Consider the following 22,702-nt stretch of genomic DNA (forward strand, 5'->3'; position numbering starts at 1 on the left):
AGTCCTGACGGGAGACTGCTCGCGTCCGCGGGATCGGACGGGACGGTCCGACTGTGGGATCCGATCACACGTCAGGCTGTTGGCGCTCCGCTCACCGGGGATACGAACGAAGCGACCACTGTGGCGTTCAGTCCTGACGGGAGACTGCTCGCGTCCGCGGGATCGGACGGGACGGTCCGACTGTGGGATCCGATCACACGTCAGGCTGTTGGCGCTCCGCTCACCGGACATACCGGTGCCGTGACCGCCATGACGTTCAGCCCGGACGGCAGGCTCCTGGCCACTGCCGGCGACGACAGGACCTTACGGCTGTGGACCACAGCCACCTGGCAACCGGTGAGCACGCCGTTGACCGGCCACACCGCGGCAGTCGTGGCAGTTGCCTTCAGCCCCGACAGCTCAACCGTCGCCACCGCGAGCATGGACACGACGATACGGCTCTGGCACCCCGCCCACTACGTCGAGCCCGTCGAATACATCTGCAGCATGGTAGGACCCCCAACCAGCACGGAGTGGAGAGGATTCGCCCCGGGTGAACCTCTCCCGAGAGTGTGCGCATAGCACTCGAGATTCTTGAGGTCCGGCGCTTCAGGCGCGGTCAGAGAGACCTATGGCGGCTCGCAGCTCGACGCGAACTCGCTGCCCTGGCGTCCGTCCTCGTAGGACATAAAGAGCACGGTGCCGCAGCTGCAGCCCATCGCCTCTCCCTCACCTCGGCGGCCATCGCCGCCACAAGGGTCTTGCGATCCCGGCGGATCAGGGCAGCGATCTGCTCCGCGTTTTCCGCGGATGCGAGGCGCTGCCGCTCGCCGGCGAAACCGGCGGCCACGGCCCGGCGAACCGCCGCGTCCAGTGCGGCCAGTGACAGCGGGTCGCGCCGCCGACGCTGCGCCGGCTCAGACGCCTTCCAGCCGGTCTGGCAGCACGCCTACAGACATGGCCTTAGGCAACCGAGACGGCGGCCAGCGCCAGTCATCCCGGGAGCGGCAAGCCCTGACCACTTCGACCTCTACTGGGAGGTCACGCCACACCGCTCGACCGAATCACCACAGGCCAAAGCCTTCGCCTCTGTCCGGCGTCGGTGAGTACTTCGGGCGCGGTGACCACTTCGCCAACCTTACGGCTACACACTCCGCGATCTTGGACCCCACCCCAACCCCGCAAAGGCCGCCGACGGCAAACACCTCAAGGGCCTTACTCCGGACGAACAGACCGCTCCAATCGTCCGGCAGATCTTCGCCGAGTTCCTCGCCGGTATCGGCCTCTTCGCCATCGCCGAGGGACTTACCGCCAACCACGTGCCTTGCCCATCCGCACACGACCGGGCCCGCAACCGGCACCGTAGCGGCATCGCCTGGTCCAAGAGCGCCGTCCGCGTCATCCTCACCAACCCCCGCTACACAGGGCGGCAGGTGTGGAACAAGCAACGCACCGACGAAGTACTGCTCGACGTCAACGACGTGGCAATGGGTCACACCGGCGTCATGCGCTGGAACGCCCGCGACAAATGGGTGGTCTCCAAGGACATCACCCATGAGCCACTCATCGACGACGCGACCTTCGAGCAGGCCCAAGCGATACTGCAACGACGCGGACGAGGAGCCGGCGGACAGCACGTCCGGCAGCGCACCCGCAACCCGTACGTCTTCCGGGGCATGATCTACTGCGCCGCCTGCGACCGACGCATGCAGGGCCAGTACAACCACGGCGACGCCTACTACCGCTGCCGCTTCCCGCAGGAATACGCCCTCGCCAACCAAGTTGAGCATCCCAGCAACGTGTACCTGCGCGAGGATGCCCTCACCGACCCGATCGACACCTGGCTGGCCTCCGCCTTCGCACCCCACCGCATCGAACACACGATCACCGCGATGGCCGACGCTCAGCCCTTGGAACATCCGCCCGCAACCGCCCCAGCAGCACAGACGATCATCACCGAATGCGACGCCAAGCTGGAGCGCTACCGGGCCACCCTCGACGCTGGAGCCGACCCAGCGGTGGTCACCGGCTGGATCGCGCAGACCCAGGCCGAACGTGCGCGGGCTGAAGCGGATCTCCACACGAGTGTGGGCACCGCCCCACGCAGGATGAGCCGAGCAGAAATCACGACCCTGGTGAACGCGCTCGGCGACATCACCGCCGTGCTCCGCGACGCCGACCCGGCCGACAAGGCCGAGGTCTACCGGCAACTCGGACTCCGACTCACCTGCCAGAGCGAAACGCAAACGGTGCGCGCCGCAGTGGATCTCAGCGCGCACCGTGGGGTTATGGTTCGTGTCCGAGGGGCGACACGACCCATTGCCCCACCGCCGATGGCGCTCAGCGCAACTCTGGGGCTCGCACAAGTCTAGTCGCTGGGTTGAACTCTTCGGGCTCGCCGAAGTGGTCGTCACAGCGGATGTGCTGGTTAGGGCACCACCGCATGGCATTGCTGTCTCAGCTGACTACACCAGTTACCGATCCGGTGGTGCCGGAAGCCTTCAGCTCGCCGCGCCCTCTCCGGGCCTTGCTGGTCGGTGCAGGAACTGCGGGGCTGCCCGAGCGGGCAGGTCACCGCCGACGTGCAGGGGCCCGGGTTACAGGATGCGGGTCAGCTCGTGCATCGCGGCGAACTGCGTGTCCGGACGTGGTGGTGGCAGCCGCAGAAGGTCATCGGCGTCGCGGTCGCGCTGTTGGCTTCCCAGCACGATCTCGGCGCGTTCGAGTGTCGGGTGACCAACGAAGGGGACGACCGCGTTGACGGGCAGATGCGGCGCTGCAACCAGGAGTTCCCGCAACTGCGGTGCCGCGGCGAGGCCCTGGAGGGCTGCCGGATGTCGGAGGTGACGCATCCCGAGGCATTCGGCGCGCGTCAGCATGATGCTGGAGCCGAAGTCCGGAAGCCGGTCGACGGTGAGCGTTTCCAGCCACAGCCACTGCAGCGCGCGCAACCGTGTCACCGGGGTGAGGTCGCTGAGCTTTCGCACCTGGCGCAGTGCCAGGTAGCGAAGTGTGGGGATCTGGGTGAGCCATTCGCTGTTCGTCAACGAGCCGAGCGTCAGCGCCAAGGCCTGCAGGTGTGGCAAGGCAATGATGGGCAGGACGTGGTCGACGGGGAGCCGCCACAGCGACAGGTCCCGCAGACCCGGGTTGGCGTGCAGCAGCTCGGGAAGCCCACGCCGGTGCTCAACGATCCTCAGCCGGCGAAGCCGACGAAACTGGGCAACAGGAGCTAGGTCGAGAGGTCTGCGGGTCTCGCCGATGTCAAGGAACTCCACATCAGCGCTCAACTGATCCAACGGGGCCAGATCGGTCAGGTGCCACAGGCCCGCGACACTGAACCGGCGAACATGTGGAAACCAGCGCAGGAACCGCAGCGTCGCAAGGTCGTCATCGAACCCGTAGACCCGCAGCGGGACCATCGGATGATCCACCAGGAGCGCGGCCACCGACCGATACCCCGCCTCGATGAGCGGCTCACTGAACTGGACGACATCCGCATCGCCCAGCCGGGCGCGGAGCTGCGTGACGTCGACCGGGCTCCGCACCTCCACGACACTGCCCATCCCCACATGATCCCGTACCGCCTACCGCCTACCGCCCTCGGCAACCGGAACATGTTCGTGGTCTGGGCCCGCCGTGGCAGATCCGGATACTCGGCGAGGACCTGCAGGATCCAGGGAAGCATGGGTCCCATGACCATGCGCGGAGAACCGACCGGGCTGATCGAGCAGACCGGTAAGTGGCTGCTACCGGTCGGCGGCGGCGTCGTGACTCAGCTGCGGATCGACTTTGCATTCACGCTCATAGTCGAGTCGTGGATCGAGATCCGCATCGAAACTGAGTTCTCCTACGGCGCACCCGGCGCGGAAAGCCGGTTCGACCCCTCGACGTCAGCAGGTCTGGCACCGTTGCTCGACCGGCACCAAGCTCAAATCACGGCCGCCAAGATCCGCAAGGACAGTCGGCTGACTCTGACCTTCGCCGACGACGCAGTCCTCGTCGTCGAGCCGGACGATCAGTACGAGGCGTTCACAGTCACGACTATGCCGCCGCCGGGAATCCGGGGATTCCGCTTCGTCGCTGTCCCCGGCCGCGGCCTCGCCCACTGGGTAGCCGAACACCGACAGTGATGCACACGCCTTCACGACCAGCGGCAGATCCGTACACCTGACCTCGACCTCGATCCGTTGGTCCGACGGCCCAACGCCGCAGTTGCACTGGACTACGCGCCGTTGGCGGGACGGGCTCCTCCGTAGCATGTTCCGCCATGCACCGCATCGTCATCAGGCCACGCATCCAGATTCGGGTCCTAGTCGTGATCTTCGCTGTATGGACCCTGCTGGGCGTCACGTACTTCACCTCCGGGGACGTACTGGCCGAGCGCGACTGGTTCGGCATCGTGCTGGGATGCCTACTCGTCACGAGCGGCATGGCCGGGATCTGGCGGGCTCTTCGACTCGGCGTGGTAATCGGCGGCGAGGGTGTCCGTGTCCGCAGCTTCGACAGCCGTGACCAGGTCACAGCGTGGAGCGCGATCCAGTCGGTCGACTGTGTACAGATCGACCTACGGGGAGGCTTGCCGCTCTACGCTCCCGTCCTCCATCTCGGCGACGACGCCATGCCGCTGTCGGCGCTCGGCTCGTACTCACGGCAGGACGCCGAGCGCAAGGTCGAACAGCTGCGGAGCCTCAAGGCCAGCGCCGCGCGTTCCTGACCGATACGCAAAGGCGGGCGCCCGACCAGCGACATGAGAGTGCGCTTTGGGTCAGCCCTGTGGGCGCCGATCGCGTACCTTGCAGGCATGCCAGTGGCATCCGCCGACGCGCTGCAAGCTGCGTTCGCTACCCCGCCAAATCGTCGCCTCGCAACGATTGCGTTCTCCCTAGCGCTGGTCGCCGTAGGGCTGGTCGGCGGCTTCGGGGCGGCCAAGCTTGCCGACGATCCGCACGCCGCCAAGCCGGAGCTGCTCGTTGGGACGGTCACCTGGTCGAACGACCAGACCAGGTCCATCGCCTTTGAGGAGGACGGGGCCCTACGGGGCCCTCTCGATGGCGACACGATCTACTCAGTCATCGCCGAAAGCTGGCAGGACGTGAGCGGGACACTGCACAACGACGGCACCTATCCAACCTGCCTGGCCGGCGAGAAGGACGACCCCGTCTCAGAGGACCGGCACCGAATCGAGCTTGAGGTCCTACACCGAGACACGGGCGGTCAGCCACAGCACATCGTCGTCCACGTCCACTGCCTCGATTGATGGCATGAGCCGGGCCTGCGCTTCTGGCTCCACCTCGGCCACGAGACCGGCCCAGAGTGATCGTTTGGTGACACCGGCAGCAGCGCGAACGACCCAAAGGGGGTGGGTCGATGCGGCGGGCTCTCATCGCTGGCTCCTTAGGGCTTCGAGAACTAGAGCCGCAACCGCCAGGCGGGGAGCCGCGAAGGTTGACCTCTTTGACTTCGATGAAGAGATGCGGTGTCGGCTTCCCGGCTGACCGAGTTGTTCCTCGAGTATGTCCGCGCCGTTGACGGTGGGGACGACCATGCGCCCGATCCGGCTGGGCGTCAGATCGACGAGTACGGTGCCGAGGGGAGCCAGCGCCTCCGCGTGTTCGGCGTGAAAGATGGCGTTGCTCGCGTCGAACACAACGTCGAGTGGTTCCTCGAGTTCGACCAGCGAACGTATGCCGTGGCTCGCAGTCGGCAGGCCCAGCCGGGCCGCCTGTTGGAGACCCGAGCTTTCGGCAGTCCGGCCGGCCACGAGGCGCAGGTCCAGGCAGTCCGAGCGCACGACCTTGACCGCAAGGTCGACGCCGATGAGCCCGGCTCCTAGCACCCCGACGGACAGCCGTCGTTCTGGTTTCATCGTTCAGGCCGCCTTTCTGTCCAGGCCATGGCTACGCTTCGTCGACGTGCAGGGTGACCGGGCCCAGCTGATCGAACTCGGCGGTGTAGGTGTCGCCGGGGGTCAGCGGGACAGCGGCGTGCAGCGCACCGGTCATGATCAGGTGTCCGGCCTCCAGCGTGACGCCATTCTCGCCCAGCAGGTTCGCCAGCAACGCCACGACCGCCACCGGATCACCCAGGGCGGCGGCCCCCTCGCCGGTCGCGATGAGCTCACCGTTTTGGTGAAAGGACAGGCGTACGCCCTGATAGTCCACGTCCGGCCGGGCCGGGATTGGACGCCCCAGTACGGCCGCACCGTTCGAGGCGAGGTCGGCGATCGTGTCGGCGAGCCGGATGCGCCAGTTCTCGATCCGGGAGTCGACGACCTCGAGGCCGGCCATGACCTCTCCGATCGCCTCGCGCGCCTGCTCCACCGTGACGCCCGGACCGCTCAACGGACTGGCGAGGCGAAAGACGATTTCGGCTTCCACCTTCGGCGCGATGAACTGGTCGCGAGCGAGGGCAGCGCCGTCGGCGTGGACGGACGAGCCGAACACGGGGCCGTAGTCCGGGGTGTGAACTCCGAACATCTCCTGCATGGAGGCGGAGGTGAGCCCCGCCTTGTATCCGACGATCTCCTCGCCGTCGGCGCCCAGCAGTTCGGTGAGCTCCCGCTGTACGGCGTAACCGTCAACCGCATCGAGGCTGGGGTCAGCGTCGGTTAAGGGAGGGATCGGCACGCGTCTATTTCGTGCCTCGTGCAGGGCTGTGGCCATGCGCACGGCGTCCTTCGCGGTCATTTCGTAGCCACGAACAGGCGGCTGCCAGGCATCCCCAGGGGTTTGCTAGTCACCTGCGAGAATCCGGCCCGTTGGAACAGGGAACGCCACTGGTCCTCGGACGGCAGCCGCACCCCCATCGAGCTCTCGTGGAGGTAGGTGAAGAGGGCGCTGAAGGCACGCTGTCCAGGACCGTCCACGTACGGCACGGCATCGGTGATGACCATGCAGCCCTCCTCGGCGATGCGTTCCCGGCATCTGGCCAGGACGCTGCCGAAGACCTCGGGATCCTGCACAATGTCGTGCATCACGAAGCCGGCGTGGATGACGTCCGCGCCGTCGACCGGGCCAGGATCGTCGACAAGTGACTCGACGGACCGGTTGACCACTGTGAGCCGTTCCTGCAGATGCGCCCGGCGGCCGGCCAGCTCGGTCTCCTCGCACGCTCCGGAACTGAGGTCCAAGGCCACGCCGGTGCAGCTGGGGAGCTCGGCCAGCAGGTGGATCAACAACGCGCCTGCGCCGGCGCCGAGGTCGACGATGCGCTGCGGCTTGCGGTTGAGGATCTCCGAAACCACGCCAGGATAGAAACCGTACGTGCCGATCCACCGCGATGAGACCGCGACGCGGCGGCCGTCGCGCTGGTACTGCCGGCCGGCTGCCTCGTCATCCTGCAGGAACTCCGCAGCATGGTCGATGTATGGACGGTTCGCGTTCAGCGACCAAGAGAGGTAACCCGCCTCGTACCGCCGGACGGCCAAGTCCGTGCAGGGCGAGAACGGTCCGGCCTCAGCCTGGCGCTCCACCAGCCCGGCGGCGACCATGGCGTTCAGGAACGACAGAGCGCGGGCCTCGGGGACGCCGGCAGCTGCCGTCGCCTCCGCCAGGGTGAACGGCCTTCCTCGGTCGAGGAGTGGCGACAGGCGCAGATTCTCGGCAATCTCTAGGAGAGCGGCATTCGCGGCCAAGTCTGCGGCGATTTCTCTGGTGTCACTGCTTTTCATCAATCGCTCCCCACCAAGGAATCCATGTCTTGTCTCAGACACGATCTAGTTGCGTTTGAATAGTCTCAAACTCGCAACGTCGATCGTCAAGCAAGATCGACGCAACCGCCTCTCAACTGCCTGTTCAGCGGACTGAATTGCTGGATCGAATAATCGCCGGATCGGTCAGTGAGGCCGATCCGGCAAAGTAGTCGACATACGGGTTCTGGAGGGCCATTCAAACCCGCTGCGCAGGCTCTGAAGATCTCCACGGCGGTGACGGTGTGTAGCGCGTCGGTGAAGTCGATCATGCTCCGGGTGGTACTGCTTTTGAAGATTCTCCAGTTCTTCAGGTAGGCACTGAGCCATTTTCATCGTGCGTAGCGGTTGGCTTCGACGTGGTGCAGGACGAGGATGGCCTGGACGATCGCGGTGGCGCGGCGCGGGCAGCAGCGCAGCTTGGCCAGGGTCTTCCAGGTCTTCAGCGTGGCGATGGCCCGTTCGCCGGGGGCTCGGATCCTCGCGTGCGCCCGGTTGACCGCCTTTTGCCGGCGCGACAGCTTCGGCCGGAGCGGCGCCGCTTGAACGGCGTGCGCACGCTGCCCCGGGCGCCCTGGTAGTCCTTATCGGCGAAGGTCATCACGTCCGCGCTGGTCAGCGCGTCGATGATGCCGTGGATGCGGGCGGGGGTGAGGTCGTGCGCCGAGCCCGGCAGTGCCGGTGAGGCCCAGACGGGCTGGCCGGCGGCGTCGGCGATGACCTGCACGTTCACGCCATGGCGCTTGTGCTTGCCGGAGTGGTACGGCTTCTGGTCTGCCACGTGGTCGACCGGAATCAGCGTGCCGTCCGGGATCGCGTACGCCAGTTGCCGGATGCGCCGCATCGCCGTGGCCAGGTCCTCGGCGACCGCTGCAAGCAGCGCGATCGCTTCCTGTACGTAGCGCCAGGCGACGCCGACGGCGAGTCGGGTGTAGGTGTCACCGTTACGCAGGTGGGCCAAAGCGAGCAGCGCCTGCCGGCCCGGGTCGAGGCGTCGCCCCCGGGATCGATGCTGGTTGCGGTGCTGGCGGATGAGGTCAGCGAGATGGTTCAGGGTGCGGTTGGACAGCGGGATCGTGGAGGGGTAAGACAGCACAGGCGAGGCTCCCGGTCGGGGCATCGGATCTTGGTCGGCTGCTGTCTTGCCTGGAGCCTCACCCTCATCGATCTCCGGGTTCGCCGCACCTGCCCTGAGCTGCAAGATCAGCTTGGAAAAGGCTCAATGTCGCGTTCGCCCGCGGCAGGAGCCGGTTGATCGGGGCGTTGTAGTTTTTCTACGCATTGGTAAGGTTGCCGCCGAATGGTTCATGAGCACCGTGTGGCGCTATTGCGCGAGGCCGTCGACCTGCTCGCCGCCTACGCCGACGACCTCACCGCCGCGATGCGCCGAGCCGATCGGCTGGCGTAGGCCAGCCTCGACGGGATGCTGATCCCGATCGACCGGGTCGCCGACCAGCGGTCCTACTACTCCGCCAAGCAAGCGCCACGGCGTGAAGGTGCAGATCCTCGCCGACGCCGCCGGGCGACTGGTCTGAGCGTAGGCCGCTCGGCCCGGCGCCGTTTATGACCCCACCGCGGCCCGAACCCACGGCCTGATCGAGGCGTTGAGCAGCGTGAACGTGCTGACCTTCGCGAAGATCCCGATGGCGCGCCGGCAGGTGATCGACACCCCGAAGCCGTACCTGCGGTGGCCCAGCATCAGCTGAATCACGCTGGCCTGCCGGTGTGAACAGCGCAGCGCCGCCGCCGTGCCGGTCGACCCATCAAGCCGAAGCGTAAACGCACGCCGGTTAACCGGCTCGGCGACCGCCGCGACGACTACCTACGCTTCGTCACCAACCCTCCGCCCCGTTCGAGTCGAGAACAATCCGTCCGAGCAGGCCATCGGCGTGCCGAAACTACCGATCAAAGTCTCCGGCGGCAATGCGCAGCTTCACCAGAGCCAAACACCTCGTCGCGCTCTGCACCTACACAGCGGCCACCACCGCCACCTGGCAAGGCATCGGCATGCTAGGTGGGCTCAGCCATGCCGCCGTCGGCGACCCGTGGATCCCGACCAGCAGAGATTCCGCACCACCTGGGTTAGGCACCTATCCAGTTACGTCCGCGGTGCGAACGTATCCGTTGTCCAAGCGGTCTTGGTCGGATGTCTGCTCCGGCAGGTCGCGCCGGTTGCGGATGGGCGAGAACAGGAGAATGAGGCCAGCGGCCGGTACTCCGCCGACAAGGATCCACAGGGCGGTGCGGGTCCCAACCGCAGTGGCGAGCGCACCACCGATCAGCGCGCCGACGGGGACGGCGCCCATGTTCAGGAAGGAGGTGCTGGCGGTGAGCCGCCCGAGGAGGTCGCGGGGGCAGTAACGCTGGATGAAGCCGGTCTTGATGATGTTGTTCGCGACGACGCCCGCCGCAGCGCTCAGCCCTCCTATGACCAAGAGCAGGACACCTGGTCCGCGGGCGGTGAGGGGGATCAGCAGGATCGGCAGCGTGACCAGGACGGCGAAGAAGAGGATCGCCCGGGCGGAGCCGATCATGTTGGAGACCCGTCGGGCGGCGAACGCGCCGATGATTCCACCCGCGCTGGTGGCGGCTACCAGAGTGCCGACCATCCCCCCGCTGAGACCGACGTCATTGACCAGAAAGACGGGGAGGATGGTCTGGTAGCCCACCAGGAACAGGTTGGCGGCGGCACCGGCAATGGTGAAGGACCGGAACCAGGAGTCACGAGCGACGAGTTGCAGGCCTTCCCGGATCTCCGTGACCATGGGGCGACGGGTGCGCTTCGGCTTCTCCGGGTGCGCTTCGCGGTGCCGGATGCCGAGCAGGCAGGCGAGGCTGATCGCGAACGTGGCGGCGTTGAGGAGCAGCCCGTTGACCGGTCCGGCCGCTTGGATGAACAGACCGCCGCAGCCCAGGCCCACGATCTGCGCGGCGGACGCGCTGCCCTGGAGCTTGGCGTTGCCCTCGGTCAGATCCTCGCTGGCGACCAGGGACGGCAGGTAGGCGGTGTAGGCGACCTGGAAGAACACCGAAGCCACCCCGGTCAGCAGCGAGACGCCGAGCAGCCACCAGTAGGAGAATAGGCCGGTCCACGCGGCCACCTGGACGCTCAGGAACAGAGCGAGCGAGATGGCGGCGGCCCATATCATGACCCGGCGCTTCGATAGCCGGTCCACCCAGGCGCCGGCGGGCAGACCGATGACCACCCACGGCAGCCACACGGCCACCACCAGCAGGCTGACCTGGAATGTCGTGGCGTGCAGCGTCGAGATCGCCGCCAGCGGCATGATAACGCTGGTGGCCGACGAGCCGAGCTTTCCCGCGACTTCACCGATCCACAGCAATCGGAAGCCTGGATGGCGGCGAAGAAGCCCGCCCGGGCGGGCGGACGGCCGCAGCGCGCTCATCGGGCTTCTGCTTCGGGAGGGGCCGGGAACACCTGCAGTTGCACGACGACGGGCAGGGAATCCGAGGCCGGCGCGTCGCTGGACGTCGGCAGGTAACGTTCCACTGTCTGAATCAGCTCCTCGGTGAGTGCGGTCATCTGTTTGGCGGTGAGGCGCAGCTCGGTCCATTCAGAGATGTTTCCCGCGTTCCGCCACTCGCCCGGCAGGTCGCTGCGCAGGTGACGGGCGACCCGGTCGAAACTCCAGTGCACGACTTCCTGCAGTAGGTCCACAACCGCCTCGCGCCCGGCCGACTCCTCGCCCAGGTCCTCGGTGTCGAAAACCCCGGTCCTGGCCTGGGCCCGCCACCAGCGCTCGCGCTTGCTGCGGAGCCCGGGATCCTCCTCGATGAAGCCGTGCTGAGCTAGCTGCCGTAGATGCCAGCTCACCGTTCCCGTACTCTCGCCGACCTGCTTGGCCAGGCGGGTCGAGTTCGAGGAGCCCTGGAGCCGCAGGATATCCAGGATTCGCAGACGCAACGGGTGCGCGAGGCCGCGCAGGCTATGCGCGTCGAGGCGACGATCGGTCCTTTGGGCTGGGACTCCGTGGCGCTTGACCCGCCGCTCTGGCGAAGGCTCCATTCGGTCACTTTAGACCGCCAACGGTCCTCTGCAAAGAGTTCGCTGTCGTCCGGGCGTCGAGGTCAGCCGTTCATCGCCTTGATCAGCGACTTTGGCCGGAGGTCGGTCCAATGAGTCTCCACGTAGTCGAGGCACTCCTGCTTGCTGCCTGACTCTCGCACGACCGCCCAGCCGGCCGGTACGTCCAAGTGCTCCGGCCACAGTGAGTGCTGACCCTCGTCGTTCGCGAGCACGACGTACCGGCCATCCGAGTCGTCAAAGGGGTTGGTCGTCATTGGCTGCCTCCTCCGTAGTTCGAACGTGTGACAAACCCACGCTAGGGACCGCGTACCGCCACCGGAGGCAGTGGTGTAGGCAGTTTACCGGCACCGCGACCGGCGCTCCGCGAACTAGCTAGTACTCCAGCCGCAGTTGCCTGATCTGGAGTTTCGGCAGCTCAGCGACATGATCGACGTTGTAGTTGAGCCTGCGGCGTAGCTGCGAATGTCGATGTTAGTCGGCGGGTGGGTTGCGGGGTCGCACCGTCTGTCTGTTGTGGTCAGTGGCAGGGCGGGCAGGCTCCCGTGCTTGTGTTGATCGATGAGATTGTGGGCTGGCGGGCGGGTCTGGATGATCTGCTGGCGCGGTTCGCGCACCGGTTCGGGCGCGCGGAGCCGCGCCGGCAGGCGCTGACCTACCTGGTGGGGTTGTTGTCGCCCCTGGCCAGCAAGAATGGTTGGACCTTGGCCGAGGCTGCCGGCGATGCGACGCCGGATCGGATGCAGCGGCTGCTCAACCGGTCGGCGTGGGACCCGGACGCGGTCCGCGATGACCTGTTCGCTTACGTGTCTGAGCACCTCGGTCACGGCGACGGGGTGCTGATCGTCGACGAGACCGGTTTCCTGAAGAAGGGCATCAAGTCCGCCGGGGTGCAGCGTCAGTACTCGGGCACTGCCGGGCGGACGGAGAACTGCCAGCTCGGAGTGTTCCTGGCCTATGCCAGCCCGGCCGGGCGCACGCTGATTGACCGGGAGTTGTATCTGCCCCGCGGCTGGTGCGATGACCCCGCCCGCCGCGAGGAGGCCGGCATCGCAGCGAACATCGGGTTCGCCACGAAACCCGCACTGGCCCTGCGGATGCTCGAACGCGCCATCACCGCCGGCCTGCCGGCGAGGTGGGTCACCGCGGACGAGGCCTACGGACAGGACTCCAAGTTCCGCACCTGCCTGCAGCAGCACCGGATGGGCTACGTGCTTGCCGTGCCCCGCAACCAACGGATCCCGACCACGACTGGCAGTTCCCGCCCGGACGTCCTCGCCGCCAACGCGCCGGCCCTGGCGTGGAAGCGGCGCAGTTGCGGCGCCGGCGCCAAAGGACCGCGACTCTACGACTGGGCGGTAGCCTCCCTACCCGGCACCATCCACGGGCACGGCCACTGGCTGCTGATCCGCCGCAGCATCACCAACCCCACCGACCTGGCCTACTACCTGTGCTTCGGCCCCGCCGACACCAGCGACGAGACCCTCATCCGCATCGCCGGAACCCGGTGGGCGATCGAGGAGTGCTTCCAGACCGCCAAGACCGAAGTCGGCCTGGATCACTACCAGGTGCGTCGCTACGACGCGTGGTACCGCCACATAACACTCGTTCTGTGCGCCCACGCCTACCTCGCCGTCACGGCCGCCCACGCCAAAAAGGGGGCACCGAACCCGACCAGGACGGCCTCATTCCGCTCACCCTCGGCGAGGTCCGACGTCTCCTGGCACACCTGATCACCACCACCCGACCCATCGACCACATCCATCGATGGTCACGATGGCGACGCCGACACCAGTACCGCGCCAAAACAGCCCACTACCAGCGAAGACTCCAACTCCATCAAGTGCGGCTGGAGTACTAGACGAGTAATTCCTAACCCTTGCTGGGGCGGTGCGCGCAGCCGGCGGCCGGAGGTGACCCTCGGTCACCTCCGTGGGGGCAGACACGGTCGTAAGCGGTATACCTCAGAGTCATATTCATACCTCTGAGGTATACCGCTCACCAGCACATCGAGATGGCGGGCGACCAAAGTGGATGACCGCGCCCTTCGCCGCAGGCCACAGCCCGTCTTGAGTTAGGACTTACTCGTCTAGGTGTGCTGTCCGGGGAGGTTGGTTGAGGTTGTGTGACGACACGGTTTGATGTCGTAGGTAGGTGAAGGCCTCCGGTTGCGGAGTGGAGCTGTCGAGGAACCGCTCCGCCAACCAGGAGGCCTTCATGTCCCACGCTAGTGCTGCTTTGACCCCTCGCGCACGTCTGCGCCTGGCGCGTCTGATCGTGGATGAGGACTGGTCAGTCGCTGCGACGCTGAATCTCAACAAAGCCAGGTATCACCTCGGCGAGATTTTCGGAGAGAGCTCGCGCACCGCCGGCTGACGTGCGCGGATAGGCCGCTAACCGCGCGTCACGCATTGTCCCCGTCGGTCGAGCGGATGCTCGGTATGCCAACACAGTGCACAGACCGACTGCCACCAAGCGGCCCGACAGTCCTTCGACCAGCGCGAGCGGACTGCTTGTCCGACTCGACTGCGAAGATCCTTCGTAGAAATATCGGCGTGTCGGACAACCAGCGTGACGATCTCGAGGATCCCCTGACTCGATGGCTCAACGGGCAGCCGCGGGCCGACCCGCAGCTGCCTACCGAACGGCGGGGTGGTCTGCGGTTTGCGTTCTACGGTCGGATGTCGACCGCCGAGCACCAGGACCGGGTGACCTCCCGGCACTGGCAACGGGACTGCGCCACTGAACTCGTCGCCGCTCACGGCGTGATCGTCGCCGAGTACTTCGATGTCGGCTGCTCTCGCCGCCGCGGTTGGCGGCAGCGCCCGCAGGCCGCCGCGCTGCTGGCCGCGCTCGACGACCCAGATCGCGGGTTCGACGCGATTGTGGTCGGCGAGTACGAGCGGGCGTTCTCCGCCAATCAGCTGCAGCACCTGGCGCCGGTGCTCGAACAGCACGCTGTGCAGCTGTGGCTGCCCGAGACGGACGGGCCTGTCGATCACCATGATCCGACCCACCAGGCGCTGATCATGATGCTGGGCGCCCAGTCGAAACGTGAGGTGCAGCGCGCCCGGTTCCGGGTCGTCACGGCGATGCGGGCCCAAGCGCGGGAGCAGGGACGGTATCTCGGAGGCCGGCCGCCCTACGGCTACCGACTCGCGGACGCCGGCCCCCATCCGAACGCCGCCCAGGCGCGCTGGGGTCGCCGGCTTCAACGCCTCGAACCGGATCCGGCCACGGCCGGACACGTGCGGTGGATGTTCGCCCAACGCCTGGACGGCCAGAGTCTCGCCAGCATGGCGCGCGCCCTCAACCACGCCGGGATACCGTGCCCGTCGGGCGTCGATCCCGACCGCAATCCACACCGCAGTGGCGACCGGTGGACCCTGCGAACGGTCGCGGCGATCCTCGCCAACCCTCGTTACACGGGTCGGCAGGTCTGGAACCGGCAACCCGCGCACACCGACGCCGACGCTAGCCGCTCGCAGCGAGAACCGATCCGGCGGAACCCGACCGTGGACTGGGTGGTCTCCACGCAACGGGCCCACACCGCGCTGGTCAGTGAGCAGGACTTCGTCGCCGTCCAGGCCATCCGCTCCCACCGGAGCGCCCACGACGGCACCACCCGCCGCTACCTCTTCACCGGCCTACTGCGCTGCGGACTATGCGGCCGAAGATTGGAATCTCACTGGATCAACCAACGCCCCGGTTACCGATGCCGCCACGGCCACACCAGCACTCAACAGCCCACCGACCGTCGACGCAAGATCCTCTACGTCAGGGAAGACCACATCATCGCAAGACTCGCCGACCATCCCCGCCTGCCCAGCGGGATCCAGACTCCACGTGACCTGGTCGCACTCCTGCACAAGAGGAAGATCACCATCGTCTGCGACCAGGAGCATTGCACACCAACCACAGAAAGATCCGCGCAGGCCAACCTGCGCGGATCATGATCAATATGTGGTAATGATGTGTCCGAGGGGGGACTTGAACCCCCACACCCTATACGGGTACTAGCACCTCAAGCTAGCGCGTCTGCCATTCCGCCACCCGGACCTACACGTTCAGCCTACCTCGCCGACCAGATGATCTTTCATCCGGTGGTCGGCACAGCGGGCCGCACGGGGAGTTACTGTACACGCCGCCGGTGGATCATGCACATCGCCTTCCGGCGCCTCTCTCCCGGCGCTCTCGCCGCTGCTCAAGCCGCCTCAAACGGCCGCGCCGACACACCGTCGGGGCGTGTCCGGGTAGCGTCCGGCGGCCCTCTGACGGCAGCATTGCCACGTGTCCCATCCCTCCCCCTTGGCAGCCGCCCAGCACCGAGCCCTCGCCCTGCGCGCCGCGGGCGACCTCAGCGCCGCCCGGCAACTGCTCGCGGAGGCCGTCGAATCCGCTCCCCCGCCGTACGGTGACGACCATCCCGAGGTGCTGCACACCACACACCTGCTGGCACGGCTGCACCGCGAGGGGGACGACCCGCTCGCAGCCCGCCGGGTGTTGGAGGAGGCGTTCGCGGCGGGCGAGCGGCGCTGGGAGCACTCCGACCCGCTGATGCTCGCGCTCGCATTCGAGCTCGCCGAGGTGGCGGAGGAGCTCGGCAACCGGCACGAGGCCCGCCGCAACTACACCCGCGTCGCCACCGCCGGTCCCGCTGCGCTGGGGGAGAACCACCCGGCGGTACGCGCAGCCCGCGACTACCTCGGCCCACCCCCGTCGACGCCGGGCGAGCAGCACCCCGCGCCGAAGCCCGGTCCGGTCCCGGTCGGCCCGGTGACCGAGCCCGGTGCCCGGTCGGCGCTCTCCGGCCCGACCCTGTCGCTGGCGACCCTCGCCGCGATGCGGCCCTCCGCCAACACCGTCTCACCCTGGGCGCCGCAACCGCCGGCCACGCCCCGACAAACCCCTCCAGGGGTACGCGCACCAGCCACACCCACGTCGCCCGGCCACGCCACCCCGGCACCGGTCCCAGTTCCTCGGGCGACGCCCGTTCAGCCGGCAGTTCCCTCGATCGCGCCAGCGCAGCCCGGCCCGCCGGCGGCCGCACCCCGACCCGCGACGCCGCCCCGCCCGCGGGCCGACGCGCCACTGGCGGCGAATGCGATGTCGCTCGGCTCGGGCGTCAGCGGGCAACCCCCCACGAACGCGCATCCACCACTTCCGCGCACCGATGAACAACCACCCGAGCGTGCGATGCCACGCCGTCAACGCCCGGATGAGCAACCGCCCGGACCGTCCCGGCCGGCTGCCGGCCCGATGCCCCGGCCGAGGGCTGAAGGCCAGCCGACGACGCCGGCCGGGCAGCGGTCACCAGACCGACCGCCGTCCGGCCCGGCCGTGGCACCGCGTCAACGGGTTGGTGGCCACGCGACCCCGCCGGTGGTCCCCCCGCCGTCGACCCCGACCGCCCCGCCGGCAACACCGGCCGTGCCGGCACCCCGCTGGGACAACCCCACGATCCGGGTACGGCAGATCGAGCCGCTGCTCGCCGACGAGGCCGCCCGAGCCGCCACCCAGCCGACCACGCCGAGCGAATCGCACAACGTGTCCGGCACCGAGGCGACATCATCGGGCAGCCCTTCCCCGGCCGTTGCCCACCCGGGGCCGGCGTACCCGGTGAGCGGACCACCGGCCCAGCCCATCAGCGCACCCCCGGTGACCCCGCCCCCGATCTCCGCTCCCCCCAGCCAGCCGTACCCGGTCTCGGGACCACCGGCCCAGCCGTACCCGGTCTCCGCACCACCCGGCTATGGCCCAACCATCTCCGGACCACCCGGTCAGCCCGTCTCCGCACCCCCCGGTCAGGGCTACCCCGTGTCCGGACCGCCCGGCTACGGCCAACCCGTGTCCGCACCCCCCGGGCAGAGCTACCCGGTGTCCGCACCGCCCGGCTACGGCCAACCCGTGTCCGGGCCTCCCGGCTACGGCCAACCCGTGTCCGCACCACCCGGGCACACCTACCCGGTGTCCGCACCACCCGGTTTCGGGCCGCCCGTCTCGGGGCCGCCCTACGGACCACCCGTCTCCGCGCCTCCGGTGAGCGCACCACCCGTGCCGCCCTGGGGGTTGACCGCACCGCCCTGGAGCAGCAGCGCCCCACCGCAGCCCTTGCCAAATCCAGACGCCGCCTCCCCCGCCCAGACCACTACCGCTGCGCAGGCCGCCACCGCCGGACAGGCCCCGGCGGCCGGGCGGACCATGATGGACGCGGGCGGTACCGGTGCGGACGGTGACTCCGGCCTGGGCATCCTCGACGCCCCGGTGGCGCCCACTCAGCGGACCCCTGGCGCGTTGTCCGACCAGACCGTGGTGTTGCCGTCCATACCGGCGCAGGGCGGCCCGACCAAAGTTGAGACCAGTCCGGGCTGGCCCGCCGCCGCGCAGGCGAACCCCACCGCCCAGGCAAACCCGAGCCTCGCCCAGGTAAACCCGAGCCTCGCCCCGGCAAGCCCCAGCGCCGCGCAGCCGAACCCCGCTGCACAGCCGGCCTGGCCCCCGTCCGTCAGCGCCGACCCGACGCTGGCGCCGCCGGCCGCACCGCCACCGGCCCAGCAGTACCACCACCAGCCGCCCCAGGCGCCGTACCCGACCCAGGACCAGCACCACGCGCCGTACCCGGGTCAGCAGTACCACCCGGCGCCGGACGCGTACCGGCCGGCGTACGCCGATGAGGGTGGGTCGACGGGCCGGAACCGGGCGGCGCTGATAGGTGCGGTCGTGGCGGCCGGGGTGGCCGTCGTGGCGGTGGCCGGCCTGGGTGCGGTGATGCTGACCCGCGACGATCCGCCGCCGACCGGGACCGCGCCGACGGCGGCGGCACCGACGACGGCCGGGCTTCCGCCGGGCGACCTGGAGCTGCGCGACGATTCGACCACGATCACGTTGACCTGGACGGACCCGACCGGTGGCGCGGTGCCGTTCATGGTCGCCGCGGGCAGGGCCGGGCAGGCCCTGGGCGTGATCGCCACCGTGGACCCGGGCCGGACCAGCTACACGGTCAACGGGTTGAACTCCCGAGTGGATCACTGTTTCACCGTGTTGGCGGTCTACTCCACTGACAGCTTTGCGACTTCCGGGCAGGTCTGCACCGCGCGGGAGCGCCGAGCCACACAAAGCGAGGAGCCCTCCGGCCGACCGTCGCCGCGCTGAGTCGAGCCGAAACCGCGCCGAGTCGAGCGGAAACCGGGCTGAGCTGGACGTCCACAACGCACACGCTCGGTATCCACAGGGGTGACGGTGCGGGTTCCCCCGCCACCACCAGCGCCATATGATGGCACCCGGCTCAGGGGAGGGGTCGCCGGAAGGCGCGCCACCTGCCACGACTCAGGGGAGGCAGCCGGCTGTGGCCAGCATCGACGACGCCGTACAGTCCGAGGCCCCCCGCTCCCGGTCCCGGCTGCGCGGCGGGCTGGTGACCGTCGGCACGGTGGCCGCGCTGTTGGCCGCCATGGGGCTGACCGTCCTCGGGTTGGGCGCGGCGGACAACGCGGTGGCCAACTACGACGCGAGTTCCTGGCTGTGGAGCGCGGCGCGCAGCGAGCTGGCCCGGGTCAACGGGGTCACCGCCCGGGTGGACACCCGCACCGAGATCCCCGCTGCCCGGCAGCATCCGATGCAGATCACCCAGACCGACCGGCTGCTGATCCTGCGCGACCTGCAGACCGGGCAGGTCAGCTCCCTGGATCTGGCCACCCTCCAGCTCAGCGCGACCACCCGGACCACCCCTGGCCTGGGCGTGAGTGTCGCCCTGCACGAGGACGCGGCGTTCGTCGTCGACGCCGTGCAGGGCATCGTCCGGCAGCTCGACCCGCGATCGTTGACCCCGGTCGGCGAGCCGGTGCGCTATCCGCCGGGCATCACCGGCGGCACCTTCGACGGTAAGGGTCGGCTCTGGATCGCGGTGCCCAGCCAGGGCACCGTCTCGGCGATCACCGCGGCCAAGCTGCCGTCCGCGCCGGCGACAGCCAGTGCCGGGCTCAGCCCGCAGCGGGTCGAGTCGTACGACGTCGCCGACGCCAGCCACGAGCTGGTCGTCTCCACCCTGGACGACGGGGTGGCGGTGCTCGACCGGACGGCCGGGAAGCTGGTGCGGGTGCAGGGCGGTGAGGTGCACCCGACGGCGCTGACGCTGTCCGGCCCGGCGGCGCTGCCCGCGCGCACCAGCGGCCCACGGGTGCCGGTCACGGTGACCGCCGATCGGCGGGTGCTGCTGGTGGGTGACGGTGGGCAGGAGAGCGGGTTCACCGTGCCGGGTGAGGGGGATCGGCTCAGCCCGGCGGTGGCCTGGGCGAACCGGTTCTACTGCGCCGACGAGGCCACCGGCACCATCTACTCCTTCGACGCGGCGGGTCAGCTGGTCGAGACCATCCGCGGGCGGGCCAACGGGCCGCTGGAGCTGGAGGTCCGGGAGAACCACCTGTTCATCAACTCCCCCGACTCGGCGACCGCCCGGGTCGTGGACGACAAGCACCAGGTGCGCGAGGTCAACAAGTACGCCAACGACGTGCTCGGCGGTGACCCGCCGCCGGTTCCCCCACCGCCGCCTCCGCCGAAGAAGCCGCGGGTGGGCAAGCCGAGCGCGCCGCGCAGCGTCACCGCCGCCGCCGGCAACGCCCAGGCGCGGGTGAGTTGGCGCCCGGCCGCCGCCAACGGCGCCGAGATCATCAAGTACGTGGTGCAGGGCGCCGGGCAGCGCCTGGAGGTGGGCGCCAACCAGCGTGCGGTGGAGGTCAAGGGCCTGACCAACGGCGAGACGTACCGGTTCGCGGTGCACGCCGTCAACGCCAAGGGCGACGGCCCACCGCGCAACAGCAACCCGGTGACGCCGACCGCCGCGGTGCCCGACCCACCGGCGAGCGTCACCGCGCAGGAACGGCCGGACGGCACGGTGCTGGTCAAGTGGCCGGCGGCGAACGGGCAGGGCAACACCATCGCGAGGTACGCGGTGACGGCCAGTTCGGCGGGGACGAACGCGCCGGCCGGCGAGTCGACCAGGACGGAGCTGGTGGTGCCCGCCGGTGAGCTGGAGTTCGGCACCCAGTACGCGTTCACGGTGGTGGCGGTCAACAGCAAGGGCGCCGGGTCGGCGGCTTCCCCGGTCAGCAACACGGTGGTGCCCTTCGCCGCGCCCGGTCGGCCGCTCGACCTGCGCGCCGGCACCGTCGCCAACCAGCCGGGCGCGGTGACGGTGCAGTGGGCGCCGGCCGAGGCCAACGGTCGGCCGGTGACGAAGTACCTGGTGGACGTCGGTGGGCGGGTGAGCGAGGTGACCGACACCCGCACGACCGTCACCGGGCTGGGCAACGGCCAGAACGTCACGGTGAAGGTGAAGGCGGTCAACGAGGCGGGGCCGGGCCCGGAGGCCACCGCCACCGCCCGCACGGTGGCCGAGCCACGGGTCACGGTGACCGGCTCGTCGTCGACGGCCACCGGGGCGACGGTCACCTTCACAGTGGACGCCGGTGGCGGTCAGGCCACCTGCACGCTGACCACGACGGGCGAACCGGCGAAGACCGGGGCGTGCTCCAGCATCACGATGACGGGCCTGACGCCGGGCACCGACTACACGTTCACGGTGACGGCGAGCAACGCCGCCGGCAAGGGCACCGCGAAGAAGGCGCAGGCAACCCAGCCGATGTTCGGGATCGCGACCTGCAACAACGGGCCCGACGGTGACCAGCGGACCTACTGCGACAAGGAAGTCGACGGTCGCAACGGCAACGAGGTCTTCAAGGTCACGCGGCAGGACAACGACCAGCAGGCCGGCTGGGCCAAGCCCGGCAGCCGGCTCAAGGCGTACTGCAAGAAGTCGGGCGAGAACGTCGACTCGTGGATCTACAACAACCAGAAGCAGAGCAACTGGTGGGTGCAGGTCGAGTTCAAGGGGAAGAACTACATCCCCTGGGCCTGGCTCAACCTGGAGGGCGGCGATGACATCAAGGTCCTGCCCACCTGCTGAAACACCAGGCGAGGAGCACCACCGACCGTGAACACCCACGAGCCGCTCACTCAGCCGGAGGTGCAGGGCTTCGCCGCCCTGGCCGCCCGGCTGGCCGAGAACGTCAACGCGGTGGTGCTCGGCAAGCCGCAGGTGGTGCGGCTGGCACTGACCGCGCTCTTCGCCCAGGGTCACGTGCTGCTGGAGGACGTGCCCGGGGTCGGTAAGACGACCCTGGCACGGGCCATCGCCGCCACGGTGAAGGGCGAGTGGCGGCGCATCCAGTTCACACCCGACCTGCTCCCCTCGGACGTGTCCGGCGTGACGATCTTCAACCAGGCGACCCGGGACTTCGAGTTCCATCCGGGGCCGGTCTTCGCCAACATCGTCATCGCCGACGAGATCAACCGGGCGTCGCCGAAGACCCAGTCGGCGCTGCTGGAGGTGATGGAGGAACGGACGGTCACGGTGGACGGGGTCCGGCACCCGGTGCCGTCGCCGTTCCTGGTGGTCGCCACCCAGAACCCGGTGGAGATGGACGGCACCTACCGGCTGCCCGAGGCGCAGTTGGATCGTTTCCTGGTGAAGCTCTCCGTCGGGTACCCGGACGAGGCCGTCGAGGTCGAGGTGCTGCGCGGGGCGACCGTGCGGTCCCCCGAGGCGCTCGCGCCGGTCACCGACACCGCCACCGTCGGCGAGATGGTCCGGATGGCCCGCCGGGTGCACATCGCCGAGCCGCTCTACGCGTACGCGGTCCGGTTGGCCGCGGCCACCCGCACCCACCCGCAGGTACGCGTCGGGGTCAGCCCCCGGGGCGTGATCGCGTTGACCCGCGCGGCGTGCGCGTATGCGCTCATCGACGGGCGGGGCTGGATCATGCCGGAGGATCTGAAGGCGCTCGTCGAGGCGGTGTTCGCGCATCGGCTGCTGCTCACCCCGGACGCCCAGGTGCGCGGGATGACCCCTGCGGAGGTGCTGCGCCAGGCCGTCGCCTCGGTGCCGGTGCCGCTGCCGTCGGGGCAACCCGCTCCGGTGCAGGGCTGACCGG

The 22,702-nt window shown here is 68.7% G+C and carries 18 protein-coding genes, 1 tRNA gene and 2 pseudogenes; 11 read left to right on the top strand and 10 right to left on the bottom strand.

Annotation, left to right across the window (positions count from 1 at the left end):
- Both ACFYP0_RS25330 and ACFYP0_RS25335 read left to right on the top strand, forming a co-directional pair.
- On the top strand, positions 1–561 hold a 561-nt coding region (locus ACFYP0_RS25330; protein ID WP_386997802.1), incomplete at its 5' end, for a WD40 repeat domain-containing protein.
- A gap of 695 nt (positions 562–1,256) precedes the next feature.
- A complete protein-coding gene (locus tag ACFYP0_RS25335; protein WP_386997913.1) occupies positions 1,257–2,351 on the top strand; it encodes a recombinase family protein in 1,095 nt (364 codons plus the stop codon).
- Positions 2,352–2,576: 225 nt separating this feature from the next.
- Here the strand turns inward: ACFYP0_RS25335 and ACFYP0_RS25340 are convergent, their stop codons facing one another.
- On the bottom strand, positions 2,577–3,545 hold the full coding sequence (locus ACFYP0_RS25340; RefSeq protein WP_386997804.1) for a hypothetical protein: 969 nt from the start codon (positions 3,543–3,545) through the stop codon (positions 2,577–2,579).
- A 129-nt stretch (positions 3,546–3,674) separates the two neighbouring features.
- Here ACFYP0_RS25340 and ACFYP0_RS25345 point away from each other — a divergent pair, with 129 nt between their 5' ends.
- From ACFYP0_RS25345 to ACFYP0_RS25355, 3 genes are all read left to right on the top strand, one after another.
- Positions 3,675–4,112: a DUF6188 family protein gene (locus ACFYP0_RS25345; protein ID WP_386997806.1), complete on the top strand. Its 438-nt coding sequence runs from the start codon at positions 3,675–3,677 to the stop codon at positions 4,110–4,112.
- 137 nt (positions 4,113–4,249) lie between these two features.
- Positions 4,250–4,696, top strand: a complete 447-nt coding sequence (locus ACFYP0_RS25350) for a hypothetical protein (RefSeq protein WP_386997807.1) — start codon at positions 4,250–4,252, stop codon at positions 4,694–4,696.
- An 87-nt stretch (positions 4,697–4,783) separates the two neighbouring features.
- On the top strand, positions 4,784–5,239 hold the full coding sequence (locus ACFYP0_RS25355) for a hypothetical protein (RefSeq protein WP_386997809.1): 456 nt from the start codon (positions 4,784–4,786) through the stop codon (positions 5,237–5,239).
- Positions 5,240–5,362: 123 nt separating this feature from the next.
- Here the strand turns inward: ACFYP0_RS25355 and ACFYP0_RS25360 are convergent, their stop codons facing one another.
- The 5 genes and pseudogenes from ACFYP0_RS25360 to ACFYP0_RS25380 form a co-directional block, all read right to left on the bottom strand.
- Entirely contained in the window at positions 5,363–5,848 is a 486-nt protein-coding gene (locus ACFYP0_RS25360; RefSeq protein ID WP_386997811.1) for a hypothetical protein, read from the bottom strand.
- 31 nt (positions 5,849–5,879) lie between these two features.
- On the bottom strand, positions 5,880–6,668 hold the full coding sequence (locus ACFYP0_RS25365; RefSeq protein ID WP_386997812.1) for a 2-keto-4-pentenoate hydratase: 789 nt from the start codon (positions 6,666–6,668) through the stop codon (positions 5,880–5,882).
- Positions 6,665–7,651, bottom strand: a complete 987-nt coding sequence (locus tag ACFYP0_RS25370) for a class I SAM-dependent methyltransferase (RefSeq protein WP_386997814.1) — start codon at positions 7,649–7,651, stop codon at positions 6,665–6,667. Before ACFYP0_RS25370 ends, ACFYP0_RS25365 begins: the two co-directional genes overlap by 4 nt.
- An 86-nt stretch (positions 7,652–7,737) precedes the next feature.
- Positions 7,738–7,941 carry a hypothetical protein gene (locus tag ACFYP0_RS25375; RefSeq protein ID WP_386997816.1) on the bottom strand — a complete coding sequence of 68 codons (204 nt, stop codon included), beginning with the start codon at positions 7,939–7,941 and terminating at the stop codon, positions 7,738–7,740.
- Between the two features lie 60 nt (positions 7,942–8,001).
- A pseudogene (locus ACFYP0_RS25380) lies at positions 8,002–8,765 on the bottom strand (transposase family protein).
- 211 nt (positions 8,766–8,976) lie between these two features.
- On the opposite strand from ACFYP0_RS25380, the pseudogene ACFYP0_RS25385 reads away from it, so the two are divergent.
- A pseudogene (locus tag ACFYP0_RS25385) lies at positions 8,977–9,303 on the top strand (transposase family protein); the annotation flags it as partial.
- Positions 9,304–9,759: 456 nt separating this feature from the next.
- Here the strand turns inward: ACFYP0_RS25385 and ACFYP0_RS25390 are convergent.
- The 3 genes from ACFYP0_RS25390 to ACFYP0_RS25400 all read right to left on the bottom strand — a co-directional run bounded on the left by ACFYP0_RS25390 (position 9,760) and on the right by ACFYP0_RS25400 (position 11,971).
- The gene (locus tag ACFYP0_RS25390; RefSeq protein WP_386997818.1) at positions 9,760–11,076 is read right to left on the bottom strand and encodes an MFS transporter; all 1,317 of its coding nucleotides are present in this window, start codon (positions 11,074–11,076) and stop codon (positions 9,760–9,762) included.
- Positions 11,073–11,696 carry an ArsR/SmtB family transcription factor gene (locus ACFYP0_RS25395; RefSeq protein WP_386997820.1) on the bottom strand — a complete coding sequence of 208 codons (624 nt, stop codon included), beginning with the start codon at positions 11,694–11,696 and terminating at the stop codon, positions 11,073–11,075. The genes ACFYP0_RS25390 and ACFYP0_RS25395 overlap by 4 nt, the downstream gene beginning before the upstream one ends.
- 62 nt (positions 11,697–11,758) lie before the next feature.
- Positions 11,759–11,971 carry an MbtH family protein gene (locus ACFYP0_RS25400; protein ID WP_386997822.1) on the bottom strand — a complete coding sequence of 71 codons (213 nt, stop codon included), beginning with the start codon at positions 11,969–11,971 and terminating at the stop codon, positions 11,759–11,761.
- Positions 11,972–12,268: 297 nt separating this feature from the next.
- Between ACFYP0_RS25400 and ACFYP0_RS25405 the strand changes: the two genes are divergently transcribed.
- Complete coding sequence (locus tag ACFYP0_RS25405; protein ID WP_386997824.1) at positions 12,269–13,447, top strand: IS701 family transposase; 1,179 nt, start codon at positions 12,269–12,271, stop codon at positions 13,445–13,447.
- 822 nt (positions 13,448–14,269) lie between these two features.
- Positions 14,270–15,670, top strand: a complete 1,401-nt coding sequence (locus ACFYP0_RS25410; protein ID WP_386997826.1) for a recombinase family protein — start codon at positions 14,270–14,272, stop codon at positions 15,668–15,670.
- 19 nt (positions 15,671–15,689) lie between these two features.
- Here the strand turns inward: ACFYP0_RS25410 and ACFYP0_RS25415 are convergent.
- Positions 15,690–15,773, bottom strand: a tRNA-Leu gene (locus ACFYP0_RS25415).
- Positions 15,774–16,004: 231 nt separating this feature from the next.
- Between ACFYP0_RS25415 and ACFYP0_RS25420 the strand changes: the two genes are divergently transcribed.
- The 3 genes from ACFYP0_RS25420 to ACFYP0_RS25430 all read left to right on the top strand — a co-directional run bounded on the left by ACFYP0_RS25420 (position 16,005) and on the right by ACFYP0_RS25430 (position 22,698).
- Entirely contained in the window at positions 16,005–18,866 is a 2,862-nt protein-coding gene (locus tag ACFYP0_RS25420) for a tetratricopeptide repeat protein (RefSeq protein WP_386997828.1), read from the top strand.
- 193 nt (positions 18,867–19,059) lie between these two features.
- Positions 19,060–21,675: a fibronectin type III domain-containing protein gene (locus tag ACFYP0_RS25425; protein WP_244219239.1), complete on the top strand. Its 2,616-nt coding sequence runs from the start codon at positions 19,060–19,062 to the stop codon at positions 21,673–21,675.
- 27 nt (positions 21,676–21,702) lie between these two features.
- Positions 21,703–22,698, top strand: coding sequence for an AAA family ATPase (locus tag ACFYP0_RS25430; RefSeq protein WP_112583044.1), 996 nt, complete (start codon positions 21,703–21,705; stop codon positions 22,696–22,698).
- The last annotated feature ends 4 nt before the right edge of the window (positions 22,699–22,702 follow it).

This window comes from Micromonospora arida, from assembly GCF_042873195.1.
Classification (GTDB): domain Bacteria; phylum Actinomycetota; class Actinomycetes; order Mycobacteriales; family Micromonosporaceae; genus Micromonospora; species Micromonospora arida.